This window comes from Betaproteobacteria bacterium, from assembly GCA_016194905.1.
Lineage (GTDB): Bacteria > Pseudomonadota > Gammaproteobacteria > Burkholderiales > JACQAP01 > JACQAP01.
Window position 1 is genome coordinate 117,856 of the sequence record JACQAP010000020.1, and the last position, 18,168, is coordinate 136,023.

At 61.8% G+C, this 18,168-nt stretch carries 15 protein-coding genes; 5 read left to right on the forward strand and 10 right to left on the reverse strand.

Features of this window, described 5'->3' with window-relative positions; all coding sequences use genetic code 11:
* Window positions 1-113 precede the first annotated feature (113 nt).
* Genes HY067_14025 through HY067_14035 form a run of 3 tightly spaced genes read right to left on the reverse strand, consistent with a single transcriptional unit; the run spans window position 114 to window position 7,657 of the window.
* Window positions 114-3,221, reverse strand: coding sequence for a multidrug efflux RND transporter permease subunit (locus HY067_14025; protein ID MBI3529074.1), 3,108 nt, complete (start codon window positions 3,219-3,221; stop codon window positions 114-116).
* On the reverse strand, window positions 3,218-6,334 hold the full coding sequence (locus HY067_14030) for an MdtB/MuxB family multidrug efflux RND transporter permease subunit (protein MBI3529075.1): 3,117 nt from the start codon (window positions 6,332-6,334) through the stop codon (window positions 3,218-3,220). The genes HY067_14025 and HY067_14030 overlap by 4 nt, the downstream gene beginning before the upstream one ends.
* 12 nt (window positions 6,335-6,346) lie before the next feature.
* Window positions 6,347-7,657: an MdtA/MuxA family multidrug efflux RND transporter periplasmic adaptor subunit gene (locus HY067_14035; GenBank protein MBI3529076.1), complete on the reverse strand. Its 1,311-nt coding sequence runs from the start codon at window positions 7,655-7,657 to the stop codon at window positions 6,347-6,349.
* A 158-nt stretch (window positions 7,658-7,815) separates the two neighbouring features.
* Between HY067_14035 and HY067_14040 the strand changes: the two genes are divergently transcribed.
* The 3 genes from HY067_14040 to HY067_14050 all read left to right on the forward strand — a co-directional run bounded on the left by HY067_14040 (window position 7,816) and on the right by HY067_14050 (window position 10,634).
* Window positions 7,816-8,532 carry a response regulator gene (locus HY067_14040; GenBank protein ID MBI3529077.1) on the forward strand — a complete coding sequence of 239 codons (717 nt, stop codon included), beginning with the start codon at window positions 7,816-7,818 and terminating at the stop codon, window positions 8,530-8,532.
* Window positions 8,529-9,890 carry a HAMP domain-containing protein gene (locus tag HY067_14045; protein ID MBI3529078.1) on the forward strand — a complete coding sequence of 454 codons (1,362 nt, stop codon included), beginning with the start codon at window positions 8,529-8,531 and terminating at the stop codon, window positions 9,888-9,890. The genes HY067_14040 and HY067_14045 overlap by 4 nt, the downstream gene beginning before the upstream one ends.
* Before the next feature lie 102 nt (window positions 9,891-9,992).
* Complete coding sequence (locus tag HY067_14050) at window positions 9,993-10,634, forward strand: CDGSH iron-sulfur domain-containing protein (protein ID MBI3529079.1); 642 nt, start codon at window positions 9,993-9,995, stop codon at window positions 10,632-10,634.
* 48 nt (window positions 10,635-10,682) lie between these two features.
* Here HY067_14050 and HY067_14055 read toward each other — a convergent pair whose 3' ends face one another.
* The 4 genes from HY067_14055 to HY067_14070 form a co-directional block, all read right to left on the reverse strand.
* Window positions 10,683-10,850, reverse strand: coding sequence for a hypothetical protein (locus HY067_14055; protein ID MBI3529080.1), 168 nt, complete (start codon window positions 10,848-10,850; stop codon window positions 10,683-10,685).
* An 8-nt stretch (window positions 10,851-10,858) separates the two neighbouring features.
* Window positions 10,859-11,203: a rhodanese-like domain-containing protein gene (locus HY067_14060; protein ID MBI3529081.1), complete on the reverse strand. Its 345-nt coding sequence runs from the start codon at window positions 11,201-11,203 to the stop codon at window positions 10,859-10,861.
* A 258-nt stretch (window positions 11,204-11,461) separates the two neighbouring features.
* Complete coding sequence (locus HY067_14065) at window positions 11,462-11,749, reverse strand: DUF1330 domain-containing protein (protein ID MBI3529082.1); 288 nt, start codon at window positions 11,747-11,749, stop codon at window positions 11,462-11,464.
* Window positions 11,750-11,773: 24 nt separating this feature from the next.
* Window positions 11,774-13,399 carry a GMC family oxidoreductase N-terminal domain-containing protein gene (locus HY067_14070; protein ID MBI3529083.1) on the reverse strand — a complete coding sequence of 542 codons (1,626 nt, stop codon included), beginning with the start codon at window positions 13,397-13,399 and terminating at the stop codon, window positions 11,774-11,776.
* Between the two features lie 143 nt (window positions 13,400-13,542).
* Here HY067_14070 and dgoD point away from each other — a divergent pair, with 143 nt between their 5' ends.
* A complete protein-coding gene (dgoD, locus tag HY067_14075) occupies window positions 13,543-14,715 on the forward strand; it encodes a galactonate dehydratase (protein ID MBI3529084.1) in 1,173 nt (390 codons plus the stop codon).
* Window positions 14,716-14,786: 71 nt separating this feature from the next.
* Window positions 14,787-15,989 (forward strand): 3-oxoadipyl-CoA thiolase, encoded by a 1,203-nt coding sequence (gene pcaF, locus HY067_14080; GenBank protein ID MBI3529085.1) that lies wholly within the window; start codon window positions 14,787-14,789, stop codon window positions 15,987-15,989.
* A gap of 24 nt (window positions 15,990-16,013) precedes the next feature.
* On the opposite strand, the gene HY067_14085 is transcribed toward pcaF, so the two are convergent.
* The 3 genes from HY067_14085 to HY067_14095 form a co-directional block, all read right to left on the reverse strand.
* The gene (locus HY067_14085) at window positions 16,014-16,250 is read right to left on the reverse strand and encodes a hypothetical protein (GenBank protein ID MBI3529086.1); all 237 of its coding nucleotides are present in this window, start codon (window positions 16,248-16,250) and stop codon (window positions 16,014-16,016) included.
* A 226-nt stretch (window positions 16,251-16,476) separates the two neighbouring features.
* The gene (locus tag HY067_14090; GenBank protein MBI3529087.1) at window positions 16,477-16,773 is read right to left on the reverse strand and encodes a phosphate starvation-inducible protein PsiF; all 297 of its coding nucleotides are present in this window, start codon (window positions 16,771-16,773) and stop codon (window positions 16,477-16,479) included.
* Between the two features lie 56 nt (window positions 16,774-16,829).
* A complete protein-coding gene (locus HY067_14095) occupies window positions 16,830-18,167 on the reverse strand; it encodes a DUF2088 domain-containing protein (protein ID MBI3529088.1) in 1,338 nt (445 codons plus the stop codon).
* Between the last annotated feature and the right edge of the window lies 1 nt (window position 18,168).

The following is an 18,168-nucleotide window of genomic DNA, read 5'->3' on the forward strand; positions in this document are numbered from 1 at the left end:
CACGGAGGAACTACAAGGCAAACGGATAGCAACGTGATTCCGTATTTGTGTTCCTCTCCGTGTTCTAAAAGGGTACTCCACGCTTCGCGAGGGTATCCGTGGTTCAATTTTTATCATGCTGGATTTCCAACCGTTTCGACTGGCCGCGTGCGCCTGGCGAAAGCGCGCTTGCAATAAAAACGGAAGCGGTCCAGGTAGAGATAGACCACTGGCGTGGTGTAGAGCGTGAGCATCTGGCTGACGATCAGGCCACCGACGATCGAGATGCCGAGCGGACGGCGCAGTTCGGCGCCGTCGCCGAATCCGACGGCGAGCGGTATTGCACCGAGCAGCGCGGCCATGGTCGTCATCATGATCGGACGGAAGCGCAGCAGGCAGGCCTGGTAGATCGCCTGCTCGGGCGTCATTCCCAGCCTGCGTTCGGCATCGAGCGCGAAGTCGATCATCATGATCGCGTTCTTCTTGACGATGCCGATCAGCAGAATCACGCCGATCAGCGCGATGATGCTGAATTCGGTTCCGCATACGAGCAGCGCGAGCAAGGCACCGACGCCGGCTGAGGGCAGGGTCGACAGGATGGTGAGCGGATGCACGAAACTTTCATAGAGTATGCCGAGCACGATGTACACCGTCAGCAGCGCGGTCAGGATCAGCCAGGGTTGGCTGTTCAGCGAAGCCTGGAATGCGCGCGCAGTGCCCTGGAAGCTTCCCTGGATCGAAGTCGGTACGCCGATGCGGTTGAGCGCGTCGTTGATCGCGCGCGTTGCGTCCGACAGTGCAACGCCGACCGGAAGATTGAACGAAATCGTCGAGGCGACGAACTGTCCCTGGTGGTTCACTGCAAGCGGCGTGCTGGTCGGGCCGTAGCTCGAGAAGGCCGACAGCGGCACCTGCTTGCCATCGGTGTTGCTCACGAACACGTCATCCAGCGCGTCCGGGCTTTGCCAGTATCGGGGCGCGGCTTCCATCACCACGCGGTATTGATTCAGCGCTGTATAGATGGTCGACACCTGACGCTGGCCGAACAAGTCGTTGAGCGTGGCGTCGATCGTGCGCGGGCTGACGCCGAGCCGTGAGGCGGCGTCGCGGTCGATATTCAGCGAAGTCTGTATTCCCTTGTCCTGGCTGTCGGTGTTCACGTCGGCCAGTTGCGGCAACTGGGTCAGCGCCTGACGGATGCGCGGTTCCCACGCGCGCAGTTGAGCGAGATCGTCCGCCTGCAGCGTGTACTGGTACTGCGCATTGGCCGCGCGCCCGCCCATGCGGATGTCCTGCACCGGCTGCAGGAACAGGCTGGCGCCGGGCTCGCGCGCAAGCTTGCCGCGCAATCGCGCAATCACCATGTCGGCGGACATCTTGCGCTGCGATAGCGGCTTGAGCGAGATGAACATCTGGCCGCTGTTGCGCTGTCCGCCGCCGGTAAAACCGATGACGTTTTCCACTGCCGGGTCCTGGCGCACGATCTCGATGAAATCGGCGAGCTTTTTCTGCATGGCCTGGAACGAGATGCCCTGGTCGGCCTGAATGGACCCGCTCAACCGGCCGGTGTCCTGCTGCGGAAAGAAACCCTTGGGCACGATCACGTAGAGATAGACGTTCACGCACACCGTCGCCGCGAGCAGCAGCATCATGAAGGGGCTGTGCCGCAGCCCCCACCCGAGCGAGCGCTCGTAACCGTGCAACAGCGAGTCGAAGGCGCGCCGGCTGAGTCGCGACAGCCGGCCCGGCTCGGCCTCCGGTTTTTCCGGCCGCAACAGGCGTGCACACATCATCGGCGTGGCAGTAAGCGAGAGCACCAGGGACACCAGGATCGCGACCGACAGCGTGACGGCGAATTCGCGGAACAGCCGGCCGATGATGCCGCCCATCAACAGGATGGGGATGAACACGGCGATCAGCGACAGGCTCATCGACAAGACCGTAAAGCCGACTTCGCGCGAGCCCTTGAGCGCGGCTTCCATCGGTGGCACGCCTTCTTCGATGCGGCGGGAGATGTTCTCCAGCACTACGATGGCGTCGTCCACGACGAAACCCGTCGCAACGGTCAGCGCCATCAGCGACAGGTTATTGAGACTGTAACCGGCCAGGTACATCACGCTGAATGTGCCGAGCAGGGACACCGGGACGGCCACGGTGGGGATCAGGGTCGCGGAAGCTTTGCGCAGGAACAGGAAAACTACCATGACTACCAGTGCAATGGAGATCAGCAGTGTGCGTTCGACTTCATGCAGCGAAGCGCGGATGGTCGGTGTACGGTCTATCACCACCGCCAGGTCGATCGCGCTCGGGATCGACGCCTTCAGCAACGGCAGGGTCGCCCGGACCCGGTCCACGGTCTCGATGATGTTCGCCCCCGGCTGCCGGTTCAGGATGACAAGTACGGCCGGCTTGCCGTCGGCCGATCCGGCGTTGCGCAAGTCCTGAACCGAATCCGTTACTTCGGCGACGTCCGACAGGTGCACCGCGGCGCTGTTGCGGTAGGCGACGATCAGCGGCAGATACTCGGCAGCTGCCCTGGCCTGGTCGTTGGCGTAGATCTGCCAGTGCCGTGCGCCGTCCTCCACCATGCCTTTGGGCCGATTCGCATTCGCCGCGGCAATCGCATTGCGCACGTCCTCCGTACCGATGCCGTACTTGTGGAGCGCCGACGGAAGCAGCTCCACGCGTACCGCCGGCAGAGAACTGCCGCCGACGGAAACCTGGCCGATGCCTTCAATTTGCGAGAGCTTCTGCGCAAGGATGCTGGATGCGGCGTCGTACAACTGGCCGCGAGTCATGGTTTCCGATGTCAGCGACAGAATCATGATCGGCGCATCGGCCGGATTGACCTTGCGATAGGTCGGATTGCTCGGCAATCCGGTGGGTAGCAGCGCGCGCGCGGCATTGATCGCCGCCTGCACGTCCCGCGCCGCGCCGTCGATGTTGCGGTCGAGGTCGAATTGCAGCGTGATGCGGGTCGAGCCCAGCGAACTCGACGACGTCATCTCGGTGATGCCGGCGATGCGGCCCAACGCACGCTCCAGCGGCGTCGCCACTGTTGCGGCCATGGTTTCCGGACTGGCCCCCGGCAGCGAGGCCTGCACCGAGATCGTCGGAAAGTCCACCTGCGGCAACGGCGACACCGGCAGCAGCCGGAACGCCATGACGCCCGACAGGGCGATCCCCACCGTGAGCAGGGTGGTCGCCACCGGGCGGTGGATGAAGAATTCGGAGAACTTCACGGCCGCGCGCTCCCGGTCTGCGCTTCCTCGACGGGCTTTCTGGCCTGCATTCCGCGTCGATGCGCCAGCCGGTCGAAAGCGAGATAGATCACCGGCGTCGTGAACAGCGTCAGCGCCTGGCTGACCAGCAAGCCGCCGACCATGGTGATCCCGAGTGGATGCCGCAATTCCGAGCCCACGCCGCTGCCTAGCATCAGCGGCAGTGCGCCCAGCAGCGCGGACAGCGTCGTCATCAGGATCGGACGAAAGCGCAGCAGGCAGGCCTGGCGGATGGCTTCGCGCGGGCTCTTGCCTTCGTTGCGTTCGGCGTCGAGCGCGAAGTCGATCATCATGATCGCGTTCTTCTTGACGATGCCGATCAGCAGGATGATGCCGATGATGGCGATGATGCCGAGGTCGGTGTGCGAAAGCATCAACGCCAGCAGCGCGCCGACGCCGGCCGAGGGCAGCGTGGACAGAATCGTGACCGGATGGATATAGCTTTCGTACAATACGCCGAGCACGATGTACATGGTCACGATCGCCGCCAGGATCAGCAACAGTGTGTTGTTCAGGGACGATTCGAACGCAAGCGCTGCGCCCTGGAAACTGGTCTGCGTGCTTGCCGGCAATCCGATCTCCGCTTCCACCGCACGAATCGCGCGAACTGCATCCCCGAGGGAAGATCCGGGGGCAAGATTGAATGAGATCGTGCTCGCCGGGAACTGGCCCAGGTGATTGATGGAAAGAGGCGCCGTATGTTCGTTCACGCGCGCGATCGCGGACAGCCGCACCTGTTGTCCGTCCGTCGAGGTGACGAAAATGTCGTTGAGCGCGGCCGGGCCTTTCTGAAAGTCGGGCTGTACCTCGAGCACGACGCGATACTGGTTCGACTGCGTGAAGATGGTCGAGATCATGCGTTGGCCGAATGCGTTGTAGAGCGCGTTGTCGATCGCGGCCGGCGTGATGCCGAGCCGCATCGCGGTATTGCGGTCGATCTCGACGTAGGCCTGCAATCCCCGGTCCTGCAGGTCGCTGGCGACATCGGCGAGCTGCGGCGACGCGCGCAGGCGCTCGACCAGTTTCGGCACCCAGATGCCCAGATTGTTTGCATCCGCATCTTCCAGGCTGAACTGATATTGCGTGCGGCTGACGCGGTCCTCGATGGTCAGGTCCTGCACCGGCTGCATGTAGAGCGAGATGCCCGCGACCTGCGCGAGCTGCGGTTGCAATCTGCGGATGACTTCAGTGGCGTCGATGCCGCGCGCCTTCAACGGTTTGAGGTTGATCAGCATGCGGCCGCTGTTGAGCGTCGCGTTGCTGCCATCCACGCCGATGAACGACGACAGGTTTTCCACCGCAGGATCCTGTAACACGACTTTGGCGAGGTCCTGCTGGCGTTGCGCCATCGCCGCGAAGGAGATCGACTGCGGCGCCTCGGAGATGCCCTGGATCACGCCGGTATCCTGCACCGGGAAAAAACCTTTCGGCACGAAGAAATAGAGCAGCACGGTCAACGCCAGCGTGCCGAGCGCGACCAGCAGGGTGGCGGCCTGGCGGTCCAGCACCCAGTCGAGCATCCTGCCGTAGCGTGCGATCACCGCGTCGAAGAAGCGGCCGCCCGAGCGATAAAAGCGGCTTTGCTCCCCTTCCGGGATATGGCGCAGCAGCCGCGCGCACATCATCGGCGTAAGCGTCAGCGAGATGAATGCGGAAATCAGGATCGCGACCGCCAGCGTGATGGCGAATTCTCGGAACAGGCGGCCGACCACGTCGCCCATGAACAGCAGCGGAATCAATACTGCGATCAACGAGAAGGTCAGGGAGATGATCGTGAAGCCGATCTGCTCGGCGCCCTTGAGCGCGGCTTCCAGCGGCTTCATGCCTTCCTCGATGTAGCGCGCGATGTTCTCGATCATGACAATCGCGTCATCGACGACAAAACCGGTGGCGATGGTCAATGCCATCAGCGTGAGGTTGTTGATGCTGAATCCAGCCAGGTACATGACGCCGAAGGTGCCCACGAGGGACAGCGGTACCGCCACGCTCGGAATGAGGGTGGCGGCGACGTTGCGCAGAAACAGGAAGATCACCATGACCACCAGCGCTACGGCCAGCAGCAGTTCGAATTGCACGTCCTTGACCGACGCGCGGATCGTCGTCGTGCGATCGGTAAGCAGGTCGACGTCCACCGAACCGGGCAGCGTGGCCTGCAACTGCGGAAGCAGTTTCTTGATGCGATCCACCACCTCGATCACATTGGCGCCCGGCTGACGCTGGACGTTCAGGATGAGCGCCGCCTTGTCGTTGGCCCAGGCGGCGAGGCGCACGTTCTCCGCGTCGTCGACGACATCCGCGACGTCGGTCAGCCGGATCGGCGCGCCGTTCTTGTAGGCGATGATCAGGCGCTGGTATTCGTCGGCGGACTTGAGTTGATCGTTGGCATCGATCGTCGAGGCACGCGACGGGCCGTCGAAACTGCCTTTGGCCTGATTGACGTTGGCATTGCCGATCGCGGTACGCAGATCATCCAGGCTCATTCCATAGGCTGCCAGCGCTTTGGGGTTCGCCTGGATGCGCACTGCGGGGCGCTGGCCGCCTGACAGACTTACCAGCCCCACGCCCGGCAACTGCGAAATCTTCTGCGCGATGCGCGTGTCGATCAGGTCCTGCACTTTGGGCAGCGGCAACGAGTTCGACGTGATGGCCAGAGACAGGATGGGCGTATCGGCGGGATTGACCTTGTTGTAGATCGGCAGCGACGGCAGGTCCTGCGGCAGCAGCGAAGCGGCTGCGTTGATCGCGGCTTGTACCTCTTGTTCGGCGACGTCGAGCGGCAGGTCGAGGCTGAACTGCAACGTAATCACCGATGCGCCACCGGAACTGGTGGACGACATCTGGTTCAATCCCGGCATCTGGCCGAACTGGCGCTCCAGCGGCGCGGTGATCGAAGAGGTGGTAACGTCGGGGCTCGCGCCCGGATACAGGGTGACGACCTGGATGGTGGGATAGTCGACTTCCGGCAGCGCCGATAATGGCAGCAAGCGATAGGCGACGATGCCGGAAAGCAGAATGGCGACCATCATCAGCGAGGTCGCCACCGGACGCAGAATAAACAGACGCGACGGATTCATGCGCCGCGCGGATCAGCTGCTGGAGGCGGGCGGCGATGCATCGCCATCGCGGCGGCGCTTGCCGTGTTTTGGCGTCCCGCCATCTGCAGGAGCGGCGGCGGCATTACGCTCACCGATCTCCACCTTGGCGCCTTCGCGCAGTTTGTCGGTGCCGTCCACCACCACGCTTTCCCCGGCCGACAGTCCCGACTCGATGGCGGCGGTTTCTCCTTCGGTCGGCCCGAGCTTTACCGTGCGCACGGTAACGCTTTTGTCGTCCCTGACCACGTAGACGAAGGTGCCCTGCGTGCCGCGCTGGACTGCAGCTGCCGGGATGAGGATGATTCCGCGCATGACGTCGAGCAGCATGCGTGCGTTCACGAACTGGTTCGGGAACAGACTGGAATCGTCGTTGGCGAACTGCGCCTTCAGCTTGATCGTGCCGGTGGCGGGATCGATCTGGTTGTCCACCGTCAGCAGTACCCCGCTGGCGAGTTTCGTTTTACCCGCGCGGTCGTAGACATCCACCGTCAGCTTCCGGCCTGAATGCAATTTCTTCATCACGGCGGAGATATTGTCTTCCGGGAGGGTGAAAACCACCGTGACCGGTTGCAGTTGCGTGATGACCACGATGCCGTTGGTGTCGCCGGTATGGACGATGTTGCCGACGTCGACCTGGCGCAGGCCGAGCCGTCCGCCGATCGGCGCGGTAATGCGCGAATAGGTGAGTTGCAGCTTGGCACTGTCGATCTGGGCCTGGTCCGCCTTGAGTGCGCCTTCGTACTGGCGAACCAGGGAGGCCTGCGTGTCGAGTTGCTGTTTGGCGATGGAGTCTTGCTCGAACAGCGTGCGATAACGCTCGAGGTCGGCCTGGGCGTTTTTCAGCAGCGCCTGGTCGCGAGCCATGGTGCCTTCGGCCTGCGCGAGCTGAACCTGGTAAGGACGTGGATCGATCTGCGCGAGCATGTCGCCTTGCCTGACCACCTGACCCTCGCGGAACATCACCGCGCTGAGTTCGCCGTCGACATGCGTCCTGACGGTGACGGTGTTGAGCGGCACGACCGTTCCCAGCCCGTTCAGGTAAAGGTTGATGTCGCCGACCCTGGCCGCCGCCGCGACCACCGGCTGGCTGCGGTTCATCGCATTCATGCCCGGCTTTTCGCCCGACTGCTGCATGCCGGCCGGTTTGCCGCCCTCGGGCTTGGCAAAAACGAAGTAACCGGTGCCGCCCAGAATGCATAACACCAGCAACCAGACCCAGGTACCCCGCCACCAAGCCTTGGAAACAGTGCGGTGTTGCATGCCGGCGGGAATCAGATCTTCATCGAGAGGGGCATTGCTCATCGGTTCGTTCCGGATGATTTCGGATGCTTTTCTCAGGAGTGACAACTGTATGTCATAGCCCCGCGCGCTATGTAACGAAATGTCCGGGGTCCGGCGGGGGTTACAGTAAGTGACAAAACTTCTCCCAATTGGTTTCGGTCGGAGGTATAAGAGCAGCCATGCGAGATCGCGTCCTGATTGTCGATGATGACGAAGACATCCAGTCCCTGCTGGAGGAATACCTGCGCAAGAATGGTTTCGACGCGCATGCCGTGGCGGACGGCAAGGCGATGTGGGAGGCGCTGGCGTTGAAGCCGGTGAGTTTGGTGGTGCTGGATCTCATGTTGCCCGGCGAGGATGGTCTGTCGCTTTGCCGCCAGTTGCGGTCGCGTTCCCAGGTGCCGGTGCTGATGCTGACTGCCCGCGGGGAAGCGGTGGATCGCATACTCGGATTGGAAATGGGCGCCGACGATTACCTGGCCAAACCCTTCGATCCGCGGGAACTGCTGGCACGCATCCGCAGCATTCTGCGCCGGGCGAAATCCCTGCCCACCGATACCGAGGTCAATGTGCCGGAGGCCTTCAATTTTTCAGGATGGCGGCTCGATACGCGTGTGCGCAACCTGTGCGCGCCGGACGGCGTGGTGGTACCGCTGTCCGGTGCGGAATACCGGCTGCTGCTGATCTTCCTGCAGAATCCGAATGTCGTGTTGTCGCGCGACCAGCTTTCCAATTTCACCTTCGGGCGCGATGCCGACCCGCTCGATCGCACCATTGACATGCAGGTCAGCCGGCTGCGTGAGCGCCTGCGCGAGCAGGCGCGCGAGCCCGAGATCATCAAAACCGTGCGGGGCAAGGGTTACGTGCTCGCCACCCGCGTAGAGGAAAAGCAATGAGATTGTTTCCGCGATCGTTGTTCGGGCGCATCGCGCTGATTCTGGCGGGCGGTTTTCTGGCGATCCAGTTGATCACGACCGCCATTGCGATCTCTGATCGCAACGCATTGGTGTTTCGTGCCGGTGCGAACCAGGCGGCAACCAGGATAGGGGATGTGGTGCGGACGATGACGGCCGCCAGCCCCGCGGAACGGACCCGCATCATGCAGGCGATTTCCAACGACACACTGAAGGTGATTTACGGCAAGCCCGCAGGCTCGGACGCGGCCGCCGGCGAGGATTCGGAATTGATGACCACCGCGCGCGATGCCCTGGCGCTGGCGCTGCCACCGGGCGTCGGCTTCAGGGTGATCGATGCGCGTCCGGTCTATCTCAATCCCGGATCCTGGTATGCGCGCGAATTCGGCGAACGTCCCGGCGTCAGGATGTACGCAACCGTTCTGTTGAACGACGGCGTGTGGATCACCGTGGAGAGCATCGACCCGGCGAGGGCGACCCAGTGGGTCATTCGGATGTTTCGCAATCTCGCGATCATCGATGGAGTGATGGTGATTCTTTGTTTCTTTGCGGTGCGCCTGGTTACCCGGCCCTTGTCGGTATTGGCCCACGCAGCAGAAGATCTCGGCCGCAACATCGATCGTCCGCCGTTGCCGGAGCGTGGTGCGAACGAACTGGTGCGCGCTTCGCGCGCGCTCAACGTGATGCAGGACCGCCTGAAGCGCTACGTCGACACGCGCATGAAAGTACTCGCTGCGATGTCGCACGACCTGAAGACGCCGATCACGCGCATGCGGCTGCGCGCCGAGATGCTGGACGATGCACATATCAAAGCGAAGTTCATCAAGGATCTCGATGAATTGCAGCAGATGGTGGGCTCGACGCTGGACTACATGCGTGGACTGGCTGAAGGCGGTGAAGCGGTCCAGCCGATCGACGTCACGGCGCTGATCTCCAGCCTGAAGGAGGACGCGGAGGAAGCCGGTCACACCATTACCGTATCCGGCGACGCGCGTACCCCGGTGATGGGCAGGGCGCAGGCGCTCAAACGCTGTCTGCAGAATCTGATCGACAACGCGCTCGCCTATGGCCGTCGCGCCGACATTACGTTGCGGGATGAGGGGGGCGCGCTCAATATTGCGATCAGCGATAACGGGCCTGGAATTCCGGAAGACGATATCGAGAGGGTGTTCGAGCCGTTCTATCGGGTCGAGGGTTCACGCAACCGCAATACCGGTGGCAGCGGCCTCGGCCTGTCGATTGCCCGCAACATCGCGCAAGCGCATGGCGGTTCGGTGCGTTTGCGCAATCTTGCCCGTGGTGGATTGGAAGCGACGCTGCGGATTCCGCGCGGCGCTTAGTTCTACAGCTTCCAGCTCGCCATTTTCCGGCTCGCCCGCTTCCACAGAATTGCGCGGCGAGTAAGATGAAGGCTCGCAGGCACAATCCGAATGGGGGCTGGTATGAGCGAGCAGGTTCAGGAATATCGAGGCGAAAAGATCGTCGTGCGCTTCGACGGCGGGAAGTGCATCCATTCGCGCAACTGCGTTCTCGGCAAGCCGGAAGTTTTCCAGGCCAACGTGCCAGGTGCGTGGATCAAGCCCGACAACGCGTCCACGGAAGAAGTGGTAATGACTGCATTGGCCTGCCCATCGGGTGCCATTACGTACGAACGCGTCGACGGTGGCGCACAGGAAGCACCGCCTCTTGTGAATGTGGCAAGGGTCCGCGAGAACGGACCACTTGCAATACACGCGGATCTCAGGATTGGGAATGCGATCGCGCACCTGCGGGCGACGTTGTGCCGCTGTGGATCGTCAAAGAACAAGCCTTATTGCGATGGCAGCCATACCGCCGCCGGTTTCCGTTCGACAGGCGAACCGCCGACGCAACCGTCCGAGCAGCTTGCAGCGCGTAACGGAGTGGTGATAGTGAAGCCGATCAAGAATGGGCCGCTGGAAGTCTCAGGTAATCTGGAACTGGTCAGCGGCACTGGCCGAACGTTGAATCGCACGCTGCAAACCTGGTTGTGCCGATGCGGCGAGTCGCAGAATAAACCCTACTGCGACGGCACGCACAAGAAAATCGGTTTCAAATCGGATTGACTGGCTCACGGGCGGGCGGCGCCCATTTTGGGCGCCGCCTGTTGCTTCTCAGTACGCGAGTCGCAGACCTGCGGCACGTATACGCAAGGCGTAAGAACCTTCTCCGATCATCGCCTGAACCAGTGATGCCAGGATCAGGAGGTACATCACGCCCAGCGAGACGCGCATTAGCAACGCGCCGTAACCTCGCAAGGAGTAGGTCCGGTTGATTGCCACGTCTCCTCCTACGCAGTTGCCGGTACGCTGGCCTCAAGCGCCAATCCTGCCTCTATCCAGTCCTGCTTGCCGCCGCCATAGACCGTGACGTTGCGGTACCCCATTTGTCCCAGCAAGTTCGCGGCGATGTGGGAATTCTGGCAAGTGCGGCTCGCGCAATACACCACGATTTCCGAGTTGTTATCCGGAATCAGTCTGCTCACGAGTTCGCGCACGCGGTCGTGCGGCATGTGCAGCGCGCCCGGTAGGTGGCCGTCGGTGTAGTACTTCTCCGGCAGTGCCTCGAGAAGGATCAGGTCGGGGTTTGCGGCGATGCGGGCGCGCAGTTCTTCACGATTCATTTGCTTGGCCATAGTGCGTTCCTTTCAGATCGTTAGTCGATTACGCATGCAAAAATTGCAAACGCAACTAAATGATGTCGGAAATAGATTGCATATGCAATTATTATTTTGTTGCGATGACACGGTTGTAGAAACGAGTAAAATCAGTGAGTTAATGTATTTTGGAACACGAATGCCACACCAACCCGAGGCTCGGTGGCGAAAAAAGAGCGACGTCAGGTCGCCCGTCAGGGTTGGGGGTTGGCAAGTCGGAGGTGTCGGAGGGCGAGACTACAAACCGTCCACGACGATGATCTGCGCGCTGGCAGTCTTCTGACGAATGTCCATGGCGGGCTTGTATTCCGGGGAGTAATACCACTCGCGCGCACGATCGGCACTCTCGAATTCGCAGATCACCACTCTTTTCGGCGCCCAGGTTCCCTCCAGCACTTCGATCCTGCCGCCGCGGACGACGAATTTGCCGCCGTACTTGGCCAGCGACAGACCGACGAGTTTGCGATAGTCTTCGTAGCCTTTCGGGTCGTGGACTTCGATCTGCGATATCAGATAAGCGGGCATTCACATCCTCCGTATCGATTCATTTCAGGGCTTCCAATCCTCGCGCAGCATTTCCGCCCCTTTTTCCGCAATCATCGTGGTCGGTGCATTGGTATTGCCGGAAGTGATACGCGGCATCACCGAAGCGTCGACCACCCGCAGTCCCCGCACGCCGCGGACGCGAAGGCGATCGTCCACTACGGCGAGCTCGTCGCGGCCCATTTTGCAGGTGCCGACCGGATGGAAAATCGTCGTGCCGAGATCGCCAGCGGCCTTGCGGAGCGCCTCGTCGGTTGCGATGCCGGGGCCGGGTTTGAATTCTTCCGGCTGAAATTTCTCCAGTGCTTTGGCCTTCATGATCCGGCGCGTGATGTGGATCGAATCCACCGCGACCCGTTTGTCTTCCTCGGTGGAAAGATAGTTGAGCTTGATGGCCGGATGCATTTGCGGATCGGAACCCTTGATGCGAACGTGTCCGCGGCTGGTTGGACGCAAATTGCACACCGATGGCGTGATCGCCGGAAACGGATGCAACGGCTCGCCGAATTTTTCCAGCGACAACGGCTGCACGTGCCATTCGATGTTGGCCGACATTTGAGATGGATCGCTCCTGGCGAACGCGCCCAGCTGGCTGGGCGGCATCGTAAGCGGTCCGGTACGATAGAAAAGATACTCCATGCCCATGGCCATTTTGCCGATCAGGCTGTGGGTGCGCTCGTTCAGCGTAACGGTGTTCTTCACCTTGTACATGATCCGGATCTGCAGGTGGTCTTGCAGGTTTTCGCCGACGCCTGACAAATCGTGGATGACCGGAACGCCGGATTCCTGCAATAGCGAACCCGGTCCGATGCCTGAGAGTTGCAGGATCTGCGGCGAACCGATTGCGCCCGCCGACAGGACGACTTCCCGTTTCGCTTCCGCGAATTCGTTTCCGCCCTGACCGGTGCGGAATTCAACGCCGGTTGCGCGCCGGTTTCCATTCGCGGTGTCGAAGCGGACGCGGCTTACGTGCGCGTGAGTCAATACGGCCAGATTGGGGCGATGCATGACCGGTCGCAGGAAGGCCTTGGTGTTGCTCCAGCGCACGCCGCGCTTCTGGTTCATCTGGAAGTAAGCGTTGCCGAAATTGTCGCCGCGGTTGAATTCCTGGATCTTCGGTATGCCGCATTCCTCGGCGGCGTCACGCCATGCATCGAGGATCTCCCAATTCACGCGCCGCTCTTCAACGCGAAGTTCGCCGCCGACCCCATGCAGTTCGTCGGCGCCATGGGCATAGTCCTCGGTACGGATGAAATAGGGCAGCACTTCGTCCCAGGCCCATCCGCGGTTGCCGAGCGAAGACCAGTGGTCGTAGTCGCTCTTCTGGCCGCGCATGTAGATCATGGCATTGATCGAGGAGCAGCCGCCGAGCCCGAGGCCGCGTGCGTAACCGAGCGTGCGGCCGTTCAGGCCGTCGTCGGCTTCGGTCCGGTAACACCAGTCGGTGCGGGGATTGCCAATGGTATAGAGATAACCCACCGGGACATGGATCCAGAAGTAATCATCTTTGCCGCCGGCTTCCAGCAGCAGTACGCGAGTATTCGCATCGGCACTCAGCCGATTGGCAAGCAGGCATCCCGCAGAACCGGCGCCGATGATGACGTAATCGAATGGTCCCATGGACTGGGCCATCTTTCCCCCACATATATGTGTACTTTTTATGGCCGAAGGCGGCAACGCTGTTGCCATCGCTTCCTTCGGCAGGGATTATGCCCGATCCGCCGTGCTGGATTCACACGGGGGTTCGCTTTAATCTGCGCCTTTCGGGGGGAACAATGAAAATAACCGCGATAAAGACTGCGGTCTGCAACGCCGAGATGCGCAACTGGGTATTCGTCCGCGTCGAGACCGACCAGCCAGGACTCTACGGCTGGGGCGAGGCGACGCTGGAATGGAAGACGCGCGGCGTGGTCGGCGCGGTCCAGGATATCGAGCCGCTGCTCATCGGCCGAGATCCGCGCGACATCGAGCAGGCCGTGCGCGTCATGGTCAAGCATTCGTTCTGGCGCCTGGGCGTAATCGGCAACACGGCGATCAGCGGCATCGAAATGGCTTTGTGGGATATCTGGGGAAAGGAACTCAACGTTCCCGTGTGGCGGCTGCTGGGCGGAAAGACGCACGACAGGATCAAGGTGTATACGCATTTGGGCTTCGGCGATATGACCTCTGTCTACGAGAGCATGGAACACGGCGCGGTGGTCGAGCGCGGGCTGCAAGTCATCGAGAAGGGCTATCGTGCGCTGAAGGTGGTGTTCATTCCCTATACGCATTTCACCGCATCGCCGAAACAGCAGGACCACGTCGGCGGCATGATGCAGAAGCTGCGAGAGGCGGTCGGCGACGAAATCGAGATCATGATCGATTTCCACGGACGTCCCGCGTCGACCAGTGCGGCGCTGCAGTACATTCATGCCCTCGCGCCGGCACGCCCATTGTTCGTCGAAGAGCCGATCCAACCCGGCGACGCGCCGGGCATGAAGCAGATCATGGACAAGTCACCGGTCCCGATCGCGGCCGGCGAGCGGCTGGTCGACCGGCGCGAATTCGACGACTTGTTCCGGCGGCGCGCGATCAACATTGCCCAGCCCGATCTGTGTCACGTCGGCGGCTTCACCGAAGCGCGCAAGATCGCGGCGATGGCGGAAACGGCCGGCGTGGGCATCGCGCCACATAATCCGCTGGGGCCGCTGGCCGGCGCTGCGGCGCTGCATTTCGACATTGCCACACCGAATTTCGTCATCCAGGAAGAAATGTCCGGAGCCGTGCCCTGGTACCACGACGTCGTGGACAGCCCGATTCACGCGAAGGACGGCTACTGGCTGATTCCCGACCGGCCTGGCTTGGGTGTCGAGGTGGACGAGAAAGTCATTGCGAAGCATCCGTTCAAGCAGGAAGTCATGCACGCCGGACATGCGGTGCTGGATGACGGCACCATCGTAGATTGGTAAATCCAGCAGATTGGTAAATCCGGCGGATTGATAAATCGCGTCGACCGATCAGGAAACGACTGAGGAAAATCATGGCGGAAGCTTTCATCTGCGCTGCGTTGCGAACCCCGATCGGCCGCTATGGCGGCGCGTTGTCCGCGGTGCGTCCAGACGATCTGGCGGCGATCCCGCTGCGTGAGCTGATGGCGCGCAACAAGTCGGTGGACTGGAATGCGGTGGACGACGTGGTATTCGGCTGTGCGAACCAGGCCGGTGAGGACAACCGCAACGTCGCGCGCATGGCGCTGCTGCTCGCCGGATTGCCGAAAGAGATCCCCGGCAGCACCATCAATCGCCTTTGCGGATCGGGAATGGATGCGGTGGGCATCGCCGCGCGGGCGATCATGTCGGGAGAAGCCGAACTGGTGGTTGCCGGCGGGGTGGAGAGCATGTCGCGTGCGCCCTTCGTCATGCCAAAAGCCGACAGCGCTTTCTCGCGAAACAACGCGGTATTCGACACGACGATAGGCTGGCGCTTGGTCAACCCGGTGATGAAGCAGCTATACGGCACCGACTCGATGCCGGAAACCGCGGAAAACGTCGCGCAGGAATTCGGTATCGCACGCGCCGACCAGGATGCGTTTGCACTGCGCTCGCAGGCGAAGGCGTCCGCCGCGCAGAAGAATGGCCGGCTGGCCAAAGAGATCGTGCCGGTGACGATTCCGGCGAAGAAAGGCGATCCGGTCGTGGTGGACAGGGATGAGCATCCGCGCGAGACCAGCATGGAAGCGCTGGGCAAGCTGAAGGGCGTGGTGAAACCCGACGGTACGGTGACGCCGGGCAACGCATCGGGTGTGAATGACGGCGCTTGCGCGTTGATCCTTGCCAGCGAAGCCGCGGCCAAGCGCCACGGCCTTGTGCCGCTGGCGCGCGTAATCGGTTCGGCCGTCGCCGGCTGTGCGCCCCGGATCATGGGCATCGGTCCGGTACCGGCCACGCAAAAACTGCTGGCTAGGACCGGGGTGAAGCTGGATCAGATCGACGTGATCGAACTGAACGAAGCCTTCGCTGCACAGGGCCTCGCGGTGCTGCGGCAACTCGGCATCAGCGATGACGATGCGCGTGTCAATCCGAACGGCGGAGCGATCGCGCTCGGCCATCCTCTGGGCATGAGCGGCGCACGCCTGGTCGCCACGGCCGCCTACGAATTGCAGGAGCGGAAGGCCCGCTATGCGCTGACTACGATGTGCATCGGCGTCGGGCAGGGGATTGCCGCACTGATCGAACGGGTCTGAACCGTTCAGGAATGCACCGTCGATTCAGACCTTCACGCCAGCGGCGACGTAGCAGGACTCCATCAGCTTCAACGTTTCCAGGTTATCCAGGCGATCGATCGCGAACGGCCTGCCGTCGCGCAGGCCGCGCACGAATTCCCGCACCGCGCTGCTGAAGCAGGTTTGGTAGTTTTTCGCCAAGTCGAAGACCACCGGCGGCTCGTCCGAGCCGGCCATGGTCAGGCGGTCGCGATCGTAGATCAGCGTGCCTTTCGTTCCCATGATTTCCAGCCGACCCGAAGTTTTTCCGACATCGTGTATTACTCTCCTCGCGGCCGAATTCCAACCGGCCAAACGAAAACCCCGCCGGAGCAGGGTTTTCGTTGGTGTGGATGCTTCGACTGTCTGGCAGGCAGGCTTGAGTTCGCGCGCTTGTTGCGATCGTCAGCCCTTCGTCCTGCGGGTAGCAGGGGCGACGCTTTGCGCGTCGCCGCCGACTACAAAACCATTACGCCTTCAGGCACGCGTCGCGGACTTTCTTGAACTCGGCGCCTTTGAGACCCTTGGCCTTGGCATTGCAGGTCTTCATCTTTTCCTGCTGCGGCGTGAGTTGCTTGGCTTCGGTTCCGGCCGCCGCCGCGGCCGGCTGGGCCTTCAGACATTCATCGCGAACTTTCTTGAACTCGTCGCCCTTGAGACCCTTGGCCTTGGCGTTGCAGGTCTTCATCTTTTCCTGCTGCGCGGTGGCGGCCAGGACTGGCATCGCGAGAAACGAAAGGCTGAGCAGCAATATGATCTTTTTCATGTAACTCCCCTAGGCATGTTGTGTTGAATGCTCCCCGCGTTCGGGGAGCATTCCCGCTAACGCGTCGCGGCAGCCAGGGTTGACGGTTCGTGCGCCGACGGCAACGGTGCCAGCCGTCCTTCGGCATCGAATACAAACGCAGCCGCCGGCGACGCAATCTGGAAATGTTCGGGACGGGAGCGTACTTCCGCGAGCAAGGGTTCCGAGACCTGGATCTGGGCGATTTCGAGGGTGTTGCGGATGCGCACGATCCGGCAGTGTTCGGGCTTGACCCGCACGACGGTTTTGACCGCGAGCTGAATCGCCTCGCGTTCCGTGTTCATGACGATGGGGATAGCCCCGCCGTCGAGATTCATCGAGGTAATGATGTTGGCGTAGGTCGACGGAATGTCGATTTCCTTGAACAGCCGCATGGTAATGACGTCCGCTCCGCCCAGTCCGGTGGCGTTGCCGTGAGTCTCATGGGTCAGTCCGAGCACGACGATCTTCTTGACCTTCGGTCCGAAGTTCCATTTCACGGCGCGCCGGTTGCGGCCGGTGATATTCGGGTCGAAGCCGGCGCCGCTGATATTCTTGCCCATCTCGTCGATGATCAGCACGTCGATTTCGTCGAAGTAGAGCTGCGGCATCTGGCGCTTTGCGATTTCCTGCAGTACCGGCTCTCGAGACGCAATCTGGCTGGCCGGCATGACTTCGATGGCCGCGGTCTGGTCGTGCGCGTTTTCGACGATGCCCACGCCGAGCAGGACGTTGCGCTTGGCGAGATTGACGTCGCGCACCTTGGGCAGCAGCGTGGGGAACGTATCCATGCCGTGCTGATGATAAGTGGCGGCGCCAATGATCTTGCCGATGCCGATCGACAGCATCTTGGTAACGCCGCTCTCGGTAGCGCCGCGAAACGCCGTGTGTGGCTTGACACGGTTGATGACGACGATGCCGTCGGCGTCGGCCGCGAAGCGGTCCATGTGCACCGGGGTGCCGTCGTCGAGATTACCGACGATGACCGTGTCCATGGTTGCCTTGACCGGCACGCCCATGGACGCTTCGGAAATGCCGTAACCTGCCAGCACCTTCTTCTGGCCTTCGGCGGTTGCGGCGCCATGGCTGCCCATCGCAGGAAAAATGAATGGCTCGGCGCCAAGCGCCTGCAACTCGCGAATCACGCACTTGGCGATGGTCGCGATATTGGCGATGCCGCGGCTGCCGCAGCCGACGGCGATCGCCTGCCCGGGTTTTACCTGGGCGCGCACTTCGGGGCGCTGGAACTCCCTGGCGACGGTCGCCGGAACGTCGCCGAGATGTGCGCCATCGAATTTCTGGCGCACGTTGACCATGCGTGGTAGAGCGACGTCGAGTCCGCCCGCGATGTTCACTTCGATTCTGTCTTCGATCATT